The following is a 19,083-nucleotide window of genomic DNA, read 5'->3' on the forward strand; positions in this document are numbered from 1 at the left end:
TCCTTTACTCCTCAGATTCTGTTTTGAGCCGGTCAAGTTCTTCCTTAATTTTCTGTGCAAACTGGTAGGACTGACGAAATGCATAGCTCTTGATCCGCACTGGATTGGCAATTAAAACAATCTCCGCCGGTTTCGACTTTCCCCGGACTCCAATCACAACTTTTAAGCTCTGTACCGTGCCTTCCTGCCGCTTCTTCACTTTTTCCTCCAGCTCCTCCAACGACTGTTTTGGACGTACCGCAATCTCACAGGATTCTATCGCATCCACCCCATAGAATTCCGGGAGAGCCGCTTCTTTTTTTATCATTCGATTATTGGGGAGACAGATTTTTTTCTGTGTCTCATCGACTAATAAAAAATTCCCGATCTTTCCGGTAATCTGGAATTCTTCTTCCTGCGTCTCTTCATATGCCTGACAAAGCTTTACAATTTCCGGAAGACTCTTTTTTACAATGGTTTCTGTAAAGTGCCCGCTGGCCTTTTTATAACACTCCTTACAAATATATCCATCTGCGTAGCGAAATTTATGAAACATTCCCAAGGTTTTTTTACATACATCACAAGTCTTCATTGTTCTTCCTCCCGGTATATACACTGAAGCGCCTCATACACCTTTAAATATTTTTTATATTTTTTTGCATATAAATGTACATTGTACTTTCTTGGCGCAAAAACTTCTTTAACAGAAACGGTATGCTGAATCATTTCTCCCATTGATTGTTGATTTTCACAAGCCGCTGCCAAAGCTATGCCATATCCGGCTCCTGATCCACTCTGAAGCTGGCAGACTTCGGTATCTAATACATCGGCAAGGATTTGCATCCAAACCTTATTTTGTGATCCGCCTCCGGTTACTCTAAGCTTTGTCAAGTCCTCTTTAGGAATCCGCATCACTTCCACAAGCTGTTTCACCGCAAAGGCAATTCCCTCCATCACTGCGACAGTCATATCCTTTCTTGTAACATCGGTTCCGATTCCCAAAAAAGCTCCTCGCAGCTTTGGATTTTGATAAATGGTCTTATCACCAACCAGATGGGGATAAAAAATCAGACTGCTTTCTCCCAGATGAGACAGCTCCGTTTCTCCGGCCTCCGCTGAAAAATCAGCAACATTCAATATATGTTTTATCCACCATGCAAGACTGCTTCCTGTTGATTGTACCACACCCTGTACAAGAATAAAAATATCTTTTCCATCCATAGAAAACAAGATATTCTTCCCTTTCGATGAGAAATCCATCTTCCTTCTTGGATACATAAGAACCCCCGAGGTGCCCAGCGACAATACCGGTTCGTTTCCTGCAAAACACCCTGTAGAAATTGCCGCTGCCGGATTATCTCCGGTTCCGACTAAGACTCTGACACCCTCTCTCAAATGATATCGTTTTTGCCATTCCTCCGTTACATATCCTGCTGTTTCGCAGCTTCCATGAATCTCCGGATAAATTTCTTCCGGAAATCCAAGCAGATTTCGCATCTCTTCTGACCAGGCTCCCGTTTTTAAATCACACAAGGATGATGTGGATGCCTCACAGTAATCTGTCTGTATCTGTCCGGTCAGACGAAACACAAGATAATCCGGTCCGATTAAAAATTTATGTATTTTTTCAAAATGAGCCGGTTCATTTTCTTTCAGCCAGAAAAGATTCGCCGCCGGACTTCCGGTGGAAATAATATTGGAAATATAGGAAACTTCCTGACAGTTCCCAATTTGCTGCTTTAATGCCGGAATCATATCTGCTGTTCTCGTATCGTTCCACATCAGCGCAGGGCGAACATACTTCCCATTTTGATTTAAAACAACCAGAGTGTGCATTTGGCCGGTCACCCCGATGGCTTCTACCATCTGTGGATCTATTTCTTTCAAAAGCTCTGTTAACGCCTGATCCAATCCGTTCATCCAAATTTCCGGGTCAATCTCTTTCCACCCGGACCTTGGTTCTTGTATTTCATATTCACTGCTTTTTTCACAAAAAAGTTCCCCTGTCTCCTGAATGCATGTTACTTTTACAGAAGAAGTTCCCATATCAATTCCAATATAGTATTTCATCGGCTATTCTCCAAATTTCAAAATCACTTTATAAGTATCTGATTTTGATGCGGCTGTAATTGCCTGATCAAAATCTTTATAATCATAAATCGCTTCTGTCAGAACCGTCGGATCAATCAGCCCTTTTCCAATCATTTGTACTGCCTGATGGAATGATGCAATGGTGGGACTGACTGCCCCTGTAATGGTTTTTTGATAGGAATGAACAGCCCCCATATCCACCGGCACCGGCTCATTTGGATGAATGGAGCTAAACATCACAGTTGTCCCGGTCGGCGCCGTCATTTCCACTGCCTGTCCTGCAATTGCGGGAATTGCCGTCGTATTAAACACAAACAAAGCGCCTCTTCCTTCTGTCAGATTTCTCACCGCTTTTACCGCATCCTCCTGAATCGGATCAATGACATCGTCACATCCAAGATGAAGGGCCTTCTCCCTGCGCTCTTTCAGCGGCTCGCTTAATATAACTCTCGCTCCTCTTTGCTTCAGCAGCATGACGTGCAAAAGCCCCATTATTCCGCCTCCGATGACAACCACATCATCTCCAAATTGAATGTCCGTACGGTTAATGCTGTTAATCACACAAGCCAGCGGCTCGGTAAACGCCATTTTCTCAAAAGAGGTATCCTTTGGATAAAGAAACAAATCTTCGGCTTTTGCCGCAACATATTCCCCAAATCCGCCATAGCCGGATAGTCCATCAGGATTTTGAAAAATTTTGCTTTTGGCATGTTCCTCACAAATATTTTCATCTCCGTGTTTGCAGAAAAAACATTCCTTACAGTCATCAATAATGTACTGTACCGCTTTCTGCCCCACATGAAAGCGCTCTTTGGAAACTCCGGCGCCTATCTTTTCAATGACACCTCCATACTCATGACCGCCGATTCTGGGATAGCTGTAGCTGCAGTCTCCGTTAAAATCCCTTACATCGTTGGTACAAATTCCAGATGCCCGAACTCTCAGCAAAACTTCATCTTCTCCAACCTGCGGCTGTTCTATTTCTTTTATTTCAAAATCTTTTGGCTGATTTAAAACAATTGCTTTCATAATTCCCACACTTCTTTCTTTTTTAGAAAGGGGAAGCTTCCTCGCCTCCCCTTTGTGTTCTACAGCTTAAGAATAAGCTAAAATTCCTGTAACGCCTCCCACGATTCCAATGACAATAATCAATCCGATAATCTTTAAAGAAGACCATCTCCGTTTGTTCATCAGATAGTAAACCAGCATGGTCACTGCCAAAGGAAGAAGACTCGGACAAACCTGATCTAAGAAATTTTCCTGAATACTGTAAGTTGTCGTAGAGCTTACGATTTTCAATCCGCACTCTGCTTTTACATAATTTACGACCAGACCGCCCATTACCATACATCCCATAATGGATGCGCCTTTGATCAGTTTGTTTAAGATTCCTTTCTCAAGGAAATCCATGATCGCTTCACTTCCGGCTTTATATCCAAACATAAAATTCCAGTAACTTAAGGCATAAGCAGCCGCTACAATGACAACGGCATAGAGAATTGCTCCCCAGACATTTCCGTCCCCGGAACGTGTCAGGTCAATACACACTGCCAAGAGAATCGGGATGACCACACCCTGCCAGATCGTATCTCCCATTCCTGCCAGAGGTCCCATAAGAGAGGTCTTTAAATTGGTAATAAATTCACCGGGTATTTCCTCTCCCATGGCTTTTTGTTCTTCCAGAGCCACTGCCATACCAAGAATACATGCTCCAAACTCAATATGCACATTAAAGAACTCGATTTCACGCTTCATAACTTCCTTGCGCTTCGCAGGATCTTCTTTATACAAAAATTGAATGATTGCAGAGAACATATGAGCAACTACCTGTCCCATCATTCTCTCATAGTTATAACATGTCTGCGGAAATGTCTCCCAAATGAGCCAGGCTTTGATTAAGGCGGCTTTCGGGATTAAACTTTTCTTCTTTTCTTCCATCTTAATCGTCCTCCTCGTCATCTTCATCATCATAACCTGCACCTGCTGCTGCCGGTTTTGCTGCAGAAGTTGCCTGAACATATACAATCGCCACCAAAAGCGCTATAATCCCTAACGTCAGCAACGGCAATTTTGAATACACTGCCAGCAAAAATCCCGCAAACAGAAACACTCTGGACTCTCCTTTAAAGATATACTGCAGCGTAATCGCAATTCCAAGCGCCGGCATTAAACCACCGATAATCTGGAAGACAGTCAGTACCTTACCACTTAACATATTTAAGATTCCCTGAATATAGTTTGATCCAAAATACGCTGCCAGCGCACAAGGAATTGCGGTCATGCAAAAGCACATAATCTGCGGAAGCAATACATTTGCAATCCATATCTTATTGTACTGTTCTTTCTCAATATATTTATCTGCAACGTGAACAAAGAAACAGTCAAAGGTCATACGTCCTGCCCATACCAGAGTTCCGAGAATACCAATCGGAACTGCAAGCGCCAAAGCAGTATCGGTATCCAGTCCTCCGACGATGGCATAAGCTGTTCCCAGCACACCTGCCAGGCCCATATCTGCCGGCATACTTCCTCCGGCTGACATAAATCCAAGATACACAAGGTTAATTGTTGCGCCAATCACTGCTCCCTGTACCAGATGTCCCAGAATTAAACCAGTAATCATTCCGCATACCAACGGTCTTTGCAGTGACCAAAGTCCTACAAACGGCAGGTTTCCAACGGCAAGCCAGTAAACGACTCCACATAGAATTGCCTGTACAATGGTCATTTCCATATAAATCTCCTCCTTTTATTTGTCCAAGTATCCATCCACTTCAATTACCTGTTGTTCCGGTACCAGCTGATAATAGACATGAACATTTTTTTCTCTTAAGTTTTTAATTGCTGTAATCTCATCTGGAGAACAAGCGACATTTTTGATAAACGGCGTTCTCTCTCCTCGAAGTCCCATCCCCCCCAAATTGACATCATTTAATTTCAACCCGAGGTCTGCCATTTTATCATAAGTGATTGGAGTTTTTGTAAGAATCATAACTCTCTCGTTGGGATCTTTGGAATCCCTCTGAAGAATATCCGCCCCTTTTTCTGTTCCGTATACATTGACTTTTACTCCGTTGGGAGCCAGTGCCTTGATAACACGTTTATTAAACTTATCTGCCGCCACCTCATCATCCACCACAATGATTCGATTCACGTTAAGACTCGGCGTCCAAACAGAAACAACTTCCCCGTGAATTAAACGATCATCCACTCTTGCTAACACAACATTTTTCATTCTTCGTCCTCCTCTTCCTCTTCAAATAGCTGATTTACGTACTTCACTGTGTCCGGCGCTGCTTTAAGAATTTCCCGGCAAATTTCTTCTGCGCCTTTGTCCGCATATCGTCCCATCATAACTTCCACTGCCAATGGGATGTTAATTCCCGTAATATGATGAAACTGATGATTTCTCATTAAAGAGACGACTGCGTTAAACGGACTTCCATGGAATAAATCTGTTAGAAACAAGATTTCTTCCCCGTCCGGAGTCTGCTCTACTTCCTTTTCCAGCTGCTCTGTCAAGGCTGCAACCGTCTGCTCCGGAAATAAACCATATGCCACAAAATTCTCCTGCTCTCCTACCAGCATCTGCACACTATCTAAAAGCCCTTTGGAATAACTTCCGTGAGATACCGCGATGACCTTCATTACTCTTCCTCCTTTTTTCCATCTTTTGATCTGCCATCTTTGATGTGATTTCAGTATAGCATGGGTTCTGGGGATTTTTTCATAAACATTTGCACCATCAATGCCGCATTTTCCATCAGCTGATTGCATGATTCATTACGCAATTCTTTGTGCATTTTTTCTTTGAAAATTCAAATCCAATTGCGTAAAGAACACTGCAATAAATAAAACTTCCCAACGAGAAATTCTATATATAATGAAAGCAAGCTCAGTACGTACAGACAGCAGCAAATATCCAATCACTGATTATTATGAATAAAAAGGAGGAAACGGCTTACAGCAGCCGCAACAAAAAGAAATGAAAATTGTAAATGGATTTGATTTAATGAAATACGCACAAAAACATCATTATATGCTTCCTGCATTTAATACCACCAATCTGGAAATGACTTATGCGATTGCGAAGGGATTAAACAGAGCGTCCCTACCTGGTTATATTCAGATCTCCTCTAATAACCTGAGATTATCTGATCCGGAGGCCATCGTATATTTAACCCGAAAAGCTCTGGCAGACAGCGATGTACCGATCGGGCTCCATTTGGATCACGGAAAATCTTACGAGGATGTAAAAGCATGTGTCAATGCCGGCTTTACTTCCATTATGATTGATGCCTCACATCTTCCTTTTGAAGAAAACATCGAAGAGGTCAAAAGAGCTGTAGAATATTGCCATTTCTATAACGTTCCGGTGGAGGCAGAGCTTGGATGTCTTCAGGGAAAAGAAGAAGATATTGTAAATGAAGCCGACGCGAAAACGGATCCGGATATGGTAGCTGATTTCGTGGCGCAAACCGGTTGTGATCTCCTTGCCGTTGCCGTAGGAAATGTTCATGGTCTTGATATTGAGCCGAAAGTCGATCTTGCGTTGTTGGAAAAGATCTCCAAAATCTCTCCGGTTCCTCTGGTTATGCACGGAGGCTCCGGAATCCCGTTTGATACCATAAGAAAGGCAAAGGAATTTAACTTGTTAAAGGTAAACTACGGTTCCGATCTCAGAAAAGCTTTTATTTCCACTTTCGGAGAGGCTTATGAACAGAACCACAACGAGGTGAATGTCATTGGACTAAGTCTCCAGTCTATAAAAAATGTCAGTAATAAGGCGGTGGAACTGGTATCCATCATTAATGAATAATCCCTTTTAGATATTTTCTTATATGAAAAAACATCGATTCAGTTGAATTGAACCGATGTTTTTTTCATATTTTGGCTTATGTGCCCCGCTCTTATCTTTATATGGTTTCTGTCTTATGAATTCCAGCCTCCAGAGCTTCCTTCATCAAATTCATAAAATGATCGTAACTCGGATTCTCCAAAAGCTTTTCTACCAGCATTTTATCTGCGAAAATCTTAGATATATAATCCCACAGCTGAAATGCCTGGTTATTATTTTTTCCAATATGCATCAACATCACTAAATGGACTTCATTTTTTTCCTCGTCCCATACAACCGGCTGACTTGCTACGCAGACCGAGATAAAAGTATCAGATGAAACCGCATACATTGGATGAGGCACTGCAATCTGCTTACTAAAAAAAGTACTCCCAATCTCCTCCCTTTTAAAAACCTGTGAGTGCAGTCCCTCAATCTGAAAATAATCCGAAGATTTATCGCAGAGAGTCTTTAAAATCTTTTCTTTCGTAGACACTTTGACCTGATCAAACAACTCAGGATGAAAAATATCTAAAATATCCTCAATCTTTTTAAATCCATCCAAATTCAGTTTTATATTCATATAATCATGCTGATTCGGAAATGCATCCACATACATTGCCAGCCCTTTTTCAAAGAAATCCTCTTTTTCTGTCGTCAAAAAAATCTCATATTCATCCAGCGCCTCTTCTGTGACATCCATAGCGTTCATAAAATCTACGGCTTTTACCCGATCCGAAAACCAGCGCAGAAGCGTCTGTTTTAACAACAACGTCATACTGTTTTTGAGAGACGAGATCACCAAAATTTTCACCTTATCGGATCGCTGATTTAATTCCAAAAGACTGCTGTAAAAATGAACCGCCAAAAGGGCAACTTCATCTTCTGTGACCTTCTCTCCGTACTTCTGGGATAACAGAAATCCAAAGTACGCTCCGATATCATATCCAAGAGGAAAGGTCTCTCTAATATAATCCAGCATATCATTCTTCATCTGCATATTGTACTGAAGACGGATGCTCAAAGAAACACAATGAAGCGCCAGAGTAATTCTCAGGTTAATATTATCGGTAAAATCCATACCAAAATTTTTACGAATGGATTCCAGCGATTCTGAGATAAACTCATTCATTTCCGGCGTAATTGTCTCCGAATCTCTGTTGTTCCCCTGTCCCTTCAAGTATAATGCAAAATAAAGAATTTCTTCCTCTGTAATCTTAATAAAAAAACGCCGTCCGATCTTTTCAAAGACATCCTTTGCAATGACATACTCGCCGCCCAGCTGCGCCTCTGTAATGGAAAGCTCATTGGGCTGAATATAAAATCCGTCTCCTGCACGGCAAATGGAAATATTCAAAAACAAAATGGCATTGTTAAAATCGGTATCCATAATGTGAAATTTGTGCTCCACAAACTCTTCCGTCAGAATATTTTTAATTTTTGCCAGCTGGCGCTCATCAATGTAAGACATCCCTCGTTCATTTTTTATATGGGCAAGATATAGATCCTGCTCTGCAAGACAGCGCCGTTTATTGATTTCAAATCCGTCCACCATAACCTTATTACTGCCTTTCATTAGCTCCAGATGAAACCTGTCCAAAATTTCTTCTACTTTCCGAAGGTCATTCTGCAGCGTGGATTTGGACACAAAAAATTTCTCCTCCATCTCTGAAAGAGTCACAGCCCGGTGCCGGTTCAAAAGAAGCAGCAGGATTTTGCTGATGCGGCTGGTAGGGTAATTCAGCGAAACCGTTGTATATTGCTGATACAACGAATTTACAAAAGCTGAAAATTCGTCGGAATCTTTCACCTCAATACAACTTCCTTTGGAAGCCTTTGACACAATACACGCGCAGGATTCTTCCTCTAATTCCTGTTTGATCGCCTTCATATCTCCCTGAACCGTTCTTAAACTTACACTTAACTTATCCGCAAAATACGAAGCTGTTAGATATTCCTCCGTATGATTGCAAAATTCTAATAATATTTCAATTTGACGCTGATTTAACATTCTGACTCTCCTAAAAGATATCTTTTAATGCCGGATACAACTTCCGGAATTTCTGATATTTTTTTTCATATTTTAATACCAGTTCTGGGTCTGGGTCCACAGTATCCACAACATTTATCAGCTGCTTGGCCGCCTCCCGGACATTCCGATATGCCCCGCATCCCACTGCCGCCAGCATTGCGGCTCCATATCCTGGTCCTTCTTCACTCTCAATGACATCCACCTTTAAATTCATCACATTGGCAATAATTTTCTTCCAAAGAGGGCTCTTGGCTCCTCCTCCGCAAATTTTCGTCCGCTCGATATCAATTCCGAGACTTCTGGCAACCTCCAGCGAATCTCGAAGCCCAAAGGCAACGCCTTCCAGCACTGCCTGCGTCATATCTTTTCTTGTGGTATCCATGGTCATTCCCAAAAAGACAGCTCTTGCCTTTGGATCGTTATGCGGAGAACGCTCTCCCATCAGATACGGAAGATAGAATACATCATTTTCTCCCAGCCTTTCAATTCCTTCCTGCTCTTCTTGATACTCGGCGGTTTTTAAAATTTCCTCCATCCACCATTTATTGCAGGATGCCGCGCTGAGCATACAGCCCATCAAGTGATAGTATCCATCCGCATGATCAAAAGAGTGCAGAGCATTATTTTGATCCACACCGAAGGTTGTGCTGGAAATAAAAATTGTTCCAGAAGTTCCCAGAGAAATATTGCACATCCCCTCTCCAACCGTTCCGGTTCCCACTGCGGCAGCGGCATTATCTCCGGCTCCCGCAACTACTTTTACATTTTCTGATAATCCAAGTCTCTCTGCCATCTCAGCTCTGAGAGTTCCTACCACTTCATAACTCTCGTACAGCTTTGGAAGCTGAGCTTCCCTGATCCCGCAGATTTCCAGCATCTCCTTTGACCAGCATTTATGCTCCACATCCAATAAAAGCATCCCTGAGGCATCCGAATAATCTGTGCAAAAGCTTCCCGACATCTGATATGCAAGATAATCTTTGGGCAGCATAATCTTTGCTATTTTTGCAAAGTTTTCCGGTTCCTCTTTTTTCATCCACAAAATTTTAGGAGCTGTAAATCCCGCAAATGCAATGTTTGCCGTATATTTTGATAATTGTTCTTTTCCAATGTCTTCATTGAGGTATTTTGTCTGTTCCTGTGTTCGTCCGTCATTCCATAAAATTGCCGGACGGATCACCTGATCTTTTTCATCTAATACAACCAAACCATGCATTTGACCCCCAAAGCTGATCCCGGCAATCTGACTCTTATCGCAGTCCTTCGTCAGTTCCAAAATCCCTTCGATGGTTTGTGCAAGCCAATCCTCCGGTCTCTGCTCTGACCAGCCGGGATGAGGAAACTGTAATTCATATTCTTTTGATACAATCTTATATATTTTCCCTTTCTCATCCATTAATAATAGTTTTACAGCGGACGTCCCAAGGTCTGCTCCTATGAATAACATGCAAACTCTCCTTTCTGAAACTTAAGCCCACGGGTTTTCTGTCGGATAACGTACGCCTGCCGGCTGATTATAACCAATCTCATCCACAGGAACTCCGATATATTTGAATACTTCAAACAAACTTTTTCCAAAATTTCCAAAAGCAACCGCTCCATGATGAGGGAAATTTTTTTCGATTAATACATGCCGGTAGAATCTTCCCATCTCGGGAATTGCAAATACTCCAATAGCACCAAAGGATTTTGTTGCAACCGGAAGGACCTCTCCCTGTGCAATATAAGCCCTCAGTTTACAATCCGCAGTGCTTTGAAGCCGGAAGAATGTAATATCTCCCGGAATAATATCACCTTCTAATGTCCCCTGTGTACTCTCCTCCGGCAAGGTTCGTGTCATAATCAGCTGATTCTTCATCTCACAAAAAGACAGCTTGCTTTTCGCGGTATTTCCGCAATGAAATCCCATAAAAGTATCTCTGTGCCCATAGTCATAGACGCCACGGATGCTTTCCTCATACATATCGTCCGGCACAGTATTATTAATATCTAAAAGAGTAACTGTATCATCGCTGACCGCGGTTCCGATAAACTCACTGAGTGCTCCGTAGATATCCACCTCACAGGACACCACAATTCCCTGATCGGTCAGGCGGCTGTTTACATAGCAAGGAACAAATCCAAATTGTGTTTGGAATGCCGGCCAGCATTTTCCCGCCACAGCTACATATTTTCGATAGCCCTTATGCTCTTCGATCCAGTCCTTTAATGTAAGCTCATATTGAGCCAGCTTCGGCAAAATCTGAGGCTTTTTATTTCCTTCTCCAAGCTCTGATTCCATTTCCTCAACGATCTCAGGAATTCGCGGGTCTCCCTCATGCTTTTTAAATGCCTCAAATAAATCCAACTCGGAGTTCTCTTCAATCTCCACTCCCAAATGATATAATTGCTGAATCGGAGCATTGCATGCAAGAAAATTCAGCGGACGCGGTCCGAAACTGATAATTTTTAAATTCTGCAATCCAATGACAGCTCTTGCAATCGGAACAAAGTCATGAATCATATCGGCACATTCTGATGCAGTCCCTACCGGATTCTCCGGGATATAAGCTTTTACTCCGCGCAGCTTCAGATTGTAGCTTGCATTCAGCATACCACAGTATGCATCTCCTCTTCCATCTACCAAATCATTCTGTGTCTCTTCTGCCGCTGCCAGAAACATTTTCGGTCCTTTAAAATGTTTTGCCAGAAGAGTCTCCGCAATCTCCGGACCGAAATTCCCAAGATACACGGCCAGAGCATTACATCCTGCCTGCTGAATGTCCTCCAGCGCCTGCACCATATGAAGCTCACTTTCCACGATACAAACCGGACATTCGTAAATGTCTGTTTCATTATATTGGGTCCGATAGGCTTTGACCAGCGCCTTTCTGCGTTCCACCGACAAAGCCTCCGGAAAACAATCTCTGCTGACTGCAACTACTCCAATTTTCACCTCTGGAATATTATTCATATGAATCTCCTTCCTAAAAATCTGATACACTGTTTATGATTCTATTATACTGCTTTTCCCTTTTAAACTCCATTGCTTTTTCTGTACACTGGACGGACTTCGTCCGATCAGGTATACTATTATCAGAAGTTAAACATACGGAGGTATTATTTTTAAATGAAAAAACCAGCTTTAGTCATTCTTGCTGCCGGAATGGGCAGCCGCTACGGCGGCTTAAAACAAATGGATCCTATGGACCCTATGGGGCACGCGATTATTGATTATTCCATCTACGACGCAAAACGTGCAGGCTTTGGAAAGGTTATTTTCGTCATAAAAAAATCCATCGAAAAGGACTTTCGAGAAACTGTCGGCAGCCGGGTTCCTGATGATCTGGAAATATGCTACGCATTTCAGGAGATTGACAGCCTGCCTGATGGTTTTGTTCTGCCGGAAGGCCGTATCAAGCCCTGGGGAACTGCTCATGCTGTTCTTTGTGCAAAGTCGTTTATTCAAGAACCCTTTGCTGTCATTAACGCTGACGATTACTACGGCGTTCATGCCTTCCAAACTATGGCAGATTTTCTTACCAAACCATCCGCTGACCATCCTGCGGCTTTTGCTATGGTCGGATACCACCTCGGCAACACCGTCACTGAAAACGGCTCTGTATCCAGAGGAATCTGCGAAATTGATGACAAACAGCAGCTCATCTCCATTACGGAACGGACGCATATTGAAAAAAGAGGCGATCATGCAGAATATACAGAAGATAATGGAGCCTCATGGCACACGCTCTCCTTTGAGACCTTGGTTTCTATGAATTTCTTCGGATTCCAGCCAATGATTATGGATGCGTTAGAAGCAGGATTTCCTGAATTTTTAAGAACATCTTTGCCGGAAAATCCTTTAAAATGTGAATATTTTATTCCAAGTGCAGCCAGCGATCTGGTGCATCAGGGCAAAGCTGCCATGAAAGTCCTTATCTCAAAGGATCAATGGTACGGCGTTACTTATCCCGAAGATAAGCAAAATGTCATGAACGCACTGGCACAATTTCGTTTGGACGGCGTTTATCCACAGAACTTTTAAATGCTCTGCTGGTACCATGGTTCAGCGCAGAAAAAATCCCCGGGAGATTACAATCTCCACAGGGATTTTTCTGTGATCTAGGTGTATGTATAATTCCACAGCTGTGGAATTATTTTTTAATTTTATAGACTTTGACTCCGGTTTTTCTTCCAAAGCGTTTTGTCTTTTTATGAGACTTAAAGTATACATCAATGTGCTTGCCTTTGACTCCGCCTCCGACATCTTCTGCCACGTAAGTCTTTCCGTTGATTCTTACCTTTGTTCCCAATTTAATCTTTCTCTTATCGACTGCAATGGTTCTGCCCTGCTTTGCCCTTTTACCGGAAGCTGTACGGTTTCCCCATTTCCCGCTGCATTTTCTGCATCCGCAGTATGCCGTTAATTTGTATTTTCCCAAGTACTCCACTTTCTTTGCTTTTGCATCTGTTGAAGTTGATCCGGTCATCAGGAATCCAGAAGCTGTCACCAGCATCATAATCAAGATCAGAACTTTCTTCTTCATCGCTTTCAACATAAAAACCTCTTTTCATTCTTTTACTAGTTCTTAAAATTTGAAATATTTTTGTAACATTTCTGAAATGTATGTTACAATCTTATCCCGAATTGTTTCATTTGTCAACCTTTGTACGCAAAAAAATACAACGGATTTCCAGTATTTTCCAACAACATATTTCAATTCTCTCTGCACATCGTGTGCATCCCGCAAAGCGTTTTGTGATATGAGAAAGTTAGAACTTTCCTATTATCACAAAAAAGAGAAACAGTTCTCCGGGCTGTTTCTCCATTGGTTCCAATACATATATCTGCAGTTTTTAAAGCACCTCTATAAAATTTCCATAACTCCATCCAGATAAATCTCTTCTGCGTCCTCAATCAATCCACTGTCACAGGCCTGTGTCAGTTTTGGATCAATTGGAAGTTTCCCTAATACGGGAACCTGATATTTCTCTGCAATCTCATCAATATGGCTCTCTCCAAAGACTTTGATCTCTTTTCCGCAATCCGGGCATTTTATATAGCTCATATTTTCAATCAAACCCAACACCGGAACATCCATCATCTTTGCCATATTCACTGCCTTCTCCACGATCATTCCCACCAATTCCTGAGGGGTTGCCACGACAATAATTCCATCCAGAGGAACTGATTGAAACACTGTTAAAGGCACCTCTCCGGTACCCGGAGGCATATCCACGAACATAACATCAATATCCCGCCATAATGTTTTTCCCCAGAATTGTTTTACGACATCTGACACTACCGGTCCTCGCCAGATTACCGGCTGTGTCTCTTCTTCCAGCATTAAATTCAGCGAAACCACATCAATTCCAAAATTGGTCATTGCCGGCAAAATAATCCCTTCTGAATTGCCGAGCAGCCGCTCATGGAGTCCGAATGCCTGTGGAATAGACGGTCCTGTGACATCTGCGTCCAAAATGCCCACGTGAAGTCCTTTTCTCATTGCCGCCACTGCCAGCAATGATGTTGTCATAGACTTTCCAACGCCGCCTTTTCCGCTGACAACTCCGATCACTTTTTTTACATTGCTTTCTCTATACAAAGGCTCTAAAAAATTGGTCTGTTCTTCTGTTCTGCTTCCGCAGTTTGCACTGCAGCTGCTGCAGTCATGGCTACAATCACTCATGATCTAATCCTCCATTGCTCCCATAATATTTTTTACATTTTCTGTAATATTTCCATTATAAACTGCGGAACCTGCCACAAAAATATTTGCTCCGCATTCCTTTACATGGGCGACGTTATCTGCAGAGATTCCTCCGTCCACCTGAATATCAATCTTCAATCCACGATCGGTAATCAAAGCTCTGAGATCCCGAATTTTCTGATCCATCGCCGGAATATAAGCCTGTCCTCCATATCCCGGATTTACCGTCATAATTAAGACCATATCCAACTCTTCCAAAACATAGTCTAAAACAGACAGAGGCGTTGCAGGGTTTAATGCAGCCCCAACTTTCAGACCCTTTGCCTTTACCTGCTGAATTGCCCTATGAAGATGTTTCGTTGATTCCGGATGAAGGGTAATCAAATCGGCTCCCGCCTGTGCAAATTCATCAATATACCTTCCCGGTTCCTCAATCATTAAATGTACGTCAAAAAACTTATCGCTCATCTTGCGAAGAGATTTCATGACAGGAAATCCCAAAGAAATATTCGGCACAAACATACCGTCCATGACATCAATATGAACCCATTGTGCTCCTGCATCCGCAGCTTCCTTCACATCGGCTCCCAGTTTCGCAAAATCTGCCGATAAAATCGACGGGGATAAAATATACTCCATAGCTACTCTCCTTTGTTCTTACAATTTTTCTCTAATATCCATTATAACATAGCTTATCAAAAAAGCGAGGAGAATCCTCTTTCCTCTGGATTCTCCTCACTTTTTTCTTTCTAAATGAAACGCCTATCCACGCTCAATAATCTTGGCCATCTGTTTGGCTACATTCCATGTATGATCCCCGACACGTTCAAAGTCTGTCAGCATTTCAGAAAAGATAATACATGCCTCGTCGTTGCATTCTCCCTTTGTAATTCGTTCCAAATGTTTCTCATAAAATTCTTCGGTCTTCTGATCAATAAAGTTCTCAGAATCATGCACCTTCTGAAGCCATCCCTTGGTATCCTCCGGAGCCTTGGAAATTGCCTCAAACATTTTCACACAGATCCGGCGCATTTCCTCCATTTCCTTTTTTGCGGATTCTGAAAACTGAATGTCGTTCTCCTCAATCAGCTTTGTGTAATCACAAATATTTACGGCATGGTCACCGATTCGCTCAATGTTGCTTGTCATATCCAGATAGGAACCGATATTTTTTGATACTTTTACATTGGTTTCGTGTACCATCATCTTGCTGGCAGCTCTTGAAATTTCTTTGTTCAAATAATCAATATATTCTTCTCTCTTCTCGACCTCTGCCAGCGACTTGCTCTTGCCGCTTAAAAATGCCAGGAAACTTTCATCTACATTTTGTCTTGCCATTTCCAGCATTCTCTTTATTTCATTTCTCAGACTCTCCATGTTAATGGCTGTTGTACCGATATTTGCATCTACCGTAGTATCCACGGATTTAATATATTTCAGATGCTTATGCTGCTCTTTTTCTTCTTCTTTCTCCGGAAGAATCATCGTCGCAAATTTCGCCAGATAATTTCCAAACGGAATCAACAGAATCGTTGTGGTAACGTTAAACAATGTATGCATGTTGGCAATCTGTCTGGAAATATTGCTTCCGCTGTAATCTGCCACATAGCTGCTCAGCGGCGTCAAGAGGCAGACAACTGTAAAAATCACCGTTCCGATAATATTAAATGATAAATGGATAATCGTCGTACGCTTTGCGCTTCTTTCCGTTCCAATTGCCGCCAGAATCGCTGTGATACAGGTTCCGATATTCTGTCCGAACAATACAAAAACTGCATCATGGAAACTAATCACTCCGCTTAACGCTAACGCCTGCAAGATTCCCACAGAGGCAGAGGAAGACTGAATAATTGCAGTAAAGATCATACCTGCAAAAATTCCAACCAGAGGATTGGAAAATCTCGTCATCAGATTAATAAACGGCGGGTAATCACGAAGAGGAATCATAGCGTCGCCCATCATATTCATTCCTACAAATAAAATACCCAGTCCCGCGATAATTTCACCAATAAACTGAATTCTCTCATTTTTTGCAAACATTACCAGAGCCACACCTATAAATGCAATTAACGGTGCAATTGCTCCAATATCTAAAGCAATCAACTGACCTGTAATCGTTGTACCGATATTGGCACCCATAATAATCCAGACCGCTTGATTTAATTTCATCATACCGGAATTCACAAATCCCACAACCATTACCGTGGTAGCAGACGAAGACTGAATGACTGCTGTAATAATTGCTCCTACTGCCACACCTAAAAAGCGATTGGACGTCAGTTTTTCCAGAATACTTTTCATCTTATTTCCGGCTACAGACTCCAAACCGGCACTCATCATCTGCATTCCATAGAGGAATAACGCAAGACCTCCCAACAGACCTAAAATGTTTGTACTGCTCACTCTTTCTTTCTCCTTTTGTACTTTACATGTTTTTCACTTATATTTTACAACTCTTTTATTTTAACTTATTTCTTGCCGCAGCAATGTTAAATTTATGTAAAATCTTTGCCTCTTCCATAAACCGTAAAATGAGTTTTTATATTTTTTAGTAAATAAATTGACAAATACTGTTTTTTTCAAAAATACTGCCGTACGTTGTGAACCTCACATCCATACGGCAGTATCAAAGTCTTGTTATTCCAAATTCAGTTTTTTTGTTAAAATAAATTCTGTTATAATATGATAGATTACAACTTCCACAATGGTGATCGTCAACGTTGCCCATTCATTCATATGATTCATAATCGGAATTTCCAGAATACTAAATACAATTGCCAAGGCTACATATGCTGCAAATGCAAAAATCATTCGATTTTTATTGCTGAGCTGACCAATCGCCATAGCAGCATATATGTGATAAATGGAATTTAAGAGTGCAAAGACCCCAAATACAACTCCGTAAACGGACCATTTCACAACGAAAGAATTAATCTCAATATGTTTGACTGCCGTCTGGACTGCATGCAGATCCAGTCCCTGCATTGCGATAATCAACGACACCAAAATTGTTAAAATTACAATCGTTCCCAGACTTATGAGAAAAGAACTGATCAGTTTTGATAGAATCAAACTTCTTGTCGTCACCGGAAGAGTAAACATCAGGTACCCCTCCTCCTTTAAAATTCCTTTCCAAAACCTTTGAACGATCACGATGATATTCATGGCGAAAACCGCCATCACCAACATTACAAAAATCAGTACAACAATCACAAATCCCGTCTCTCCTCCGAGAAAATGAATCGAAATAATATCCCGAAGCCTCATCTGCATGCCCCAGAGAACTCCTACCGCAAATAATGCAATCCAAAAGGGTACCATGATTTTCCCCATTGCCTTTAAATCATATTTCAGTAATTTCCTTAACATGCCTGCTCCCCTCCTTTATAAGCATCTGCGTGAAACATTTCACGGAATAATGCATCAATGGATTTTCCGCTTTCTTCTCTCAAATCATCCGCCGCAACATGTTTTAAAATCGTTCCCTCTTTTATAAAAATAACTTCATCCATAATTTTTTCAATATCTGCAATTAAATGTGTAGAAATTAAGACAGTTCCCTCTTCGTTGTAGTTATTCAATATGGTATCTAAAATAAAATCTCGTGCCGCCGGATCTACCCCCGCAATCGGTTCATCCAATAAGTAAAGCTGTGCTTTACGGTTCATTACCAAAATCAACTGTACTTTTTCCTTATTTCCCTTAGACAGCTTTTTCATTTTATCTTTTGGAGAAATTCCCAGCATCATACACATTTCTTCGGCTCTTTTTCGATCAAAATCTCCATAAAAGTCTTCAAAGAAGTCCAGCAAGTCGGATACTTTCATCCAGTCTGCAAAATACATTTTGTCCGGAAGATAGCTGATAACCCTTTTGCTGTCAATTCCCGGCTGCTTCCCCTGAATCAAAATTTCACCCTCATTGGGCTGCAGTAACCCATTGAGCAATTTCAATAATGTCGTTTTGCCTGAACCATTTGGTCCAAGAAGTCCGATAATTTTTCCCTTTCCAATCTGCAAATTAATGTCTCTCAGCGCCTCCTTTTTTCCATAAGATTTTTGTAAATGACTGCATGTAATTAAATCTTTCATAACTATTTTCCCTCCTCAATCAGCCTTACTGCATCTTGTCTGGTGTATCCCAATTCCTCTAAACTATTTAAATATTGTTTTACAATTTTTTTTGCCATCCACAGCCGGTATTCTTCTATTTTGTGTCGATCTTCCGTTACACAGCGCCCGCTGGTACGGTTTGTGGCACTGAATTCCTCCTGATCCAGAGCCTGCAGCGCTCTTTGCATTGTATTGGGATTTACCCCTGCCTCACTTGCCAGCTCCCGAACACTTGGAAGTTTTTCTCCGCTTTGATACACACCGGCAACAATTCTTAGAATCATCTGATCCTTTAGCTGAATCCAAATTGGACGACCATCATCAATTTTCCACCCCATAGCT

19 protein-coding genes are annotated in these 19,083 nt (G+C 41.7%); 2 read left to right on the forward strand and 17 right to left on the reverse strand.

Annotated elements, in window-relative coordinates:
- Positions 1-4: 4 nt before the first annotated feature.
- The 7 genes from AC27EF_RS04605 to AC27EF_RS04635 form a co-directional block, all read right to left on the reverse strand.
- A complete protein-coding gene (locus AC27EF_RS04605) occupies positions 5-571 on the reverse strand; it encodes a DUF4428 domain-containing protein (RefSeq protein WP_487109198.1) in 567 nt (188 codons plus the stop codon).
- Entirely contained in the window at positions 568-2,049 is a 1,482-nt protein-coding gene (gene xylB, locus AC27EF_RS04610) for a xylulokinase (RefSeq protein WP_487109199.1), read from the reverse strand. Before xylB (AC27EF_RS04610) ends, AC27EF_RS04605 begins: the two co-directional genes overlap by 4 nt.
- Positions 2,050-2,052: 3 nt before the next feature.
- Complete coding sequence (locus AC27EF_RS04615) at positions 2,053-3,099, reverse strand: zinc-dependent alcohol dehydrogenase (protein WP_487109200.1); 1,047 nt, start codon at positions 3,097-3,099, stop codon at positions 2,053-2,055.
- Between the two features lie 66 nt (positions 3,100-3,165).
- Complete coding sequence (locus AC27EF_RS04620; RefSeq protein ID WP_487109202.1) at positions 3,166-4,008, reverse strand: PTS system mannose/fructose/sorbose family transporter subunit IID; 843 nt, start codon at positions 4,006-4,008, stop codon at positions 3,166-3,168.
- 1 nt (position 4,009) lies between these two features.
- Positions 4,010-4,804, reverse strand: a complete 795-nt coding sequence (locus tag AC27EF_RS04625) for a PTS mannose/fructose/sorbose/N-acetylgalactosamine transporter subunit IIC (protein ID WP_487109204.1) — start codon at positions 4,802-4,804, stop codon at positions 4,010-4,012.
- Between the two features lie 15 nt (positions 4,805-4,819).
- Positions 4,820-5,305 carry a PTS sugar transporter subunit IIB gene (locus AC27EF_RS04630; protein ID WP_487109206.1) on the reverse strand — a complete coding sequence of 162 codons (486 nt, stop codon included), beginning with the start codon at positions 5,303-5,305 and terminating at the stop codon, positions 4,820-4,822.
- Entirely contained in the window at positions 5,302-5,718 is a 417-nt protein-coding gene (locus AC27EF_RS04635; RefSeq protein ID WP_487109208.1) for a PTS sugar transporter subunit IIA, read from the reverse strand. Before AC27EF_RS04635 ends, AC27EF_RS04630 begins: the two co-directional genes overlap by 4 nt.
- Before the next feature lie 337 nt (positions 5,719-6,055).
- Between AC27EF_RS04635 and AC27EF_RS04640 the strand changes: the two genes are divergently transcribed.
- Complete coding sequence (locus tag AC27EF_RS04640) at positions 6,056-6,889, forward strand: class II aldolase (protein WP_487109210.1); 834 nt, start codon at positions 6,056-6,058, stop codon at positions 6,887-6,889.
- A 97-nt stretch (positions 6,890-6,986) separates the two neighbouring features.
- On the opposite strand, the gene AC27EF_RS04645 is transcribed toward AC27EF_RS04640, so the two are convergent.
- Genes AC27EF_RS04645 through AC27EF_RS04655 form a run of 3 tightly spaced genes read right to left on the reverse strand, consistent with a single transcriptional unit; the run spans position 6,987 to position 11,892 of the window.
- Entirely contained in the window at positions 6,987-8,918 is a 1,932-nt protein-coding gene (locus tag AC27EF_RS04645; protein WP_487109212.1) for a BglG family transcription antiterminator, read from the reverse strand.
- A 10-nt stretch (positions 8,919-8,928) separates the two neighbouring features.
- Positions 8,929-10,386 (reverse strand): xylulokinase, encoded by a 1,458-nt coding sequence (gene xylB, locus AC27EF_RS04650; protein WP_487109213.1) that lies wholly within the window; start codon positions 10,384-10,386, stop codon positions 8,929-8,931.
- Positions 10,387-10,407: 21 nt separating this feature from the next.
- Positions 10,408-11,892, reverse strand: a complete 1,485-nt coding sequence (locus tag AC27EF_RS04655) for an L-fucose/L-arabinose isomerase family protein (RefSeq protein ID WP_487109215.1) — start codon at positions 11,890-11,892, stop codon at positions 10,408-10,410.
- A 156-nt stretch (positions 11,893-12,048) separates the two neighbouring features.
- Here AC27EF_RS04655 and AC27EF_RS04660 point away from each other — a divergent pair, with 156 nt between their 5' ends.
- The gene (locus AC27EF_RS04660) at positions 12,049-12,963 is read left to right on the forward strand and encodes a nucleotidyltransferase family protein (protein WP_487109216.1); all 915 of its coding nucleotides are present in this window, start codon (positions 12,049-12,051) and stop codon (positions 12,961-12,963) included.
- Between the two features lie 109 nt (positions 12,964-13,072).
- On the opposite strand, the gene AC27EF_RS04665 is transcribed toward AC27EF_RS04660, so the two are convergent.
- The 7 genes from AC27EF_RS04665 to AC27EF_RS04695 all read right to left on the reverse strand — a co-directional run bounded on the left by AC27EF_RS04665 (position 13,073) and on the right by AC27EF_RS04695 (position 19,079).
- Entirely contained in the window at positions 13,073-13,477 is a 405-nt protein-coding gene (locus AC27EF_RS04665) for a 3D domain-containing protein (RefSeq protein WP_487109217.1), read from the reverse strand.
- Positions 13,478-13,786: 309 nt separating this feature from the next.
- Positions 13,787-14,608 carry a P-loop NTPase gene (locus AC27EF_RS04670; RefSeq protein ID WP_487109218.1) on the reverse strand — a complete coding sequence of 274 codons (822 nt, stop codon included), beginning with the start codon at positions 14,606-14,608 and terminating at the stop codon, positions 13,787-13,789.
- Between the two features lie 3 nt (positions 14,609-14,611).
- Positions 14,612-15,268, reverse strand: coding sequence for a ribulose-phosphate 3-epimerase (gene rpe, locus AC27EF_RS04675; protein WP_487109219.1), 657 nt, complete (start codon positions 15,266-15,268; stop codon positions 14,612-14,614).
- 123 nt (positions 15,269-15,391) lie between these two features.
- The gene (locus tag AC27EF_RS04680) at positions 15,392-17,032 is read right to left on the reverse strand and encodes a Na/Pi cotransporter family protein (protein ID WP_487109220.1); all 1,641 of its coding nucleotides are present in this window, start codon (positions 17,030-17,032) and stop codon (positions 15,392-15,394) included.
- A 234-nt stretch (positions 17,033-17,266) separates the two neighbouring features.
- Entirely contained in the window at positions 17,267-17,998 is a 732-nt protein-coding gene (locus tag AC27EF_RS04685; protein ID WP_487109221.1) for a hypothetical protein, read from the reverse strand.
- Positions 17,992-18,720 (reverse strand): ABC transporter ATP-binding protein, encoded by a 729-nt coding sequence (locus AC27EF_RS04690; RefSeq protein WP_487109223.1) that lies wholly within the window; start codon positions 18,718-18,720, stop codon positions 17,992-17,994. Before AC27EF_RS04690 ends, AC27EF_RS04685 begins: the two co-directional genes overlap by 7 nt.
- Before the next feature lie 2 nt (positions 18,721-18,722).
- Positions 18,723-19,079, reverse strand: coding sequence for a GntR family transcriptional regulator (locus tag AC27EF_RS04695; RefSeq protein WP_487109224.1), 357 nt, complete (start codon positions 19,077-19,079; stop codon positions 18,723-18,725).
- Positions 19,080-19,083: the final 4 nt, after the last annotated feature.

Source organism: Anaerostipes stercorihominis (assembly GCF_057535655.1).

What these genes read in the sequence shown, in the direction of transcription:
- AC27EF_RS04605 (WP_487109198.1), bottom strand. Translation starts at nt 571, where the DNA reads ATGAAGACTTGTGATGTATGTAAAAAAACCTTGGGAATGTTTCATAAA.
- xylB (WP_487109199.1), bottom strand. Translation starts at nt 2,049, where the DNA reads ATGAAATACTATATTGGAATTGATATGGGAACTTCTTCTGTAAAAGTA.
- AC27EF_RS04615 (WP_487109200.1), bottom strand. Translation starts at nt 3,099, where the DNA reads ATGAAAGCAATTGTTTTAAATCAGCCAAAAGATTTTGAAATAAAAGAA.
- AC27EF_RS04620 (WP_487109202.1), bottom strand. Translation starts at nt 4,008, where the DNA reads ATGGAAGAAAAGAAGAAAAGTTTAATCCCGAAAGCCGCCTTAATCAAA.
- AC27EF_RS04625 (WP_487109204.1), bottom strand. Translation starts at nt 4,804, where the DNA reads ATGGAAATGACCATTGTACAGGCAATTCTATGTGGAGTCGTTTACTGG.
- AC27EF_RS04630 (WP_487109206.1), bottom strand. Translation starts at nt 5,305, where the DNA reads ATGAAAAATGTTGTGTTAGCAAGAGTGGATGATCGTTTAATTCACGGG.
- AC27EF_RS04635 (WP_487109208.1), bottom strand. Translation starts at nt 5,718, where the DNA reads ATGAAGGTCATCGCGGTATCTCACGGAAGTTATTCCAAAGGGCTTTTA.
- AC27EF_RS04640 (WP_487109210.1), top strand. Translation starts at nt 6,056, where the DNA reads ATGAAAATTGTAAATGGATTTGATTTAATGAAATACGCACAAAAACAT.
- AC27EF_RS04645 (WP_487109212.1), bottom strand. Translation starts at nt 8,918, where the DNA reads ATGTTAAATCAGCGTCAAATTGAAATATTATTAGAATTTTGCAATCAT.
- xylB (WP_487109213.1), bottom strand. Translation starts at nt 10,386, where the DNA reads ATGTTATTCATAGGAGCAGACCTTGGGACGTCCGCTGTAAAACTATTA.
- AC27EF_RS04655 (WP_487109215.1), bottom strand. Translation starts at nt 11,892, where the DNA reads ATGAATAATATTCCAGAGGTGAAAATTGGAGTAGTTGCAGTCAGCAGA.
- AC27EF_RS04660 (WP_487109216.1), top strand. Translation starts at nt 12,049, where the DNA reads ATGAAAAAACCAGCTTTAGTCATTCTTGCTGCCGGAATGGGCAGCCGC.
- AC27EF_RS04665 (WP_487109217.1), bottom strand. Translation starts at nt 13,477, where the DNA reads ATGTTGAAAGCGATGAAGAAGAAAGTTCTGATCTTGATTATGATGCTG.
- AC27EF_RS04670 (WP_487109218.1), bottom strand. Translation starts at nt 14,608, where the DNA reads ATGAGTGATTGTAGCCATGACTGCAGCAGCTGCAGTGCAAACTGCGGA.
- rpe (WP_487109219.1), bottom strand. Translation starts at nt 15,268, where the DNA reads ATGGAGTATATTTTATCCCCGTCGATTTTATCGGCAGATTTTGCGAAA.
- AC27EF_RS04685 (WP_487109221.1), bottom strand. Translation starts at nt 17,998, where the DNA reads ATGTTAAGGAAATTACTGAAATATGATTTAAAGGCAATGGGGAAAATC.
- AC27EF_RS04690 (WP_487109223.1), bottom strand. Translation starts at nt 18,720, where the DNA reads ATGAAAGATTTAATTACATGCAGTCATTTACAAAAATCTTATGGAAAA.
- AC27EF_RS04695 (WP_487109224.1), bottom strand. Translation starts at nt 19,079, where the DNA reads ATGGGGTGGAAAATTGATGATGGTCGTCCAATTTGGATTCAGCTAAAG.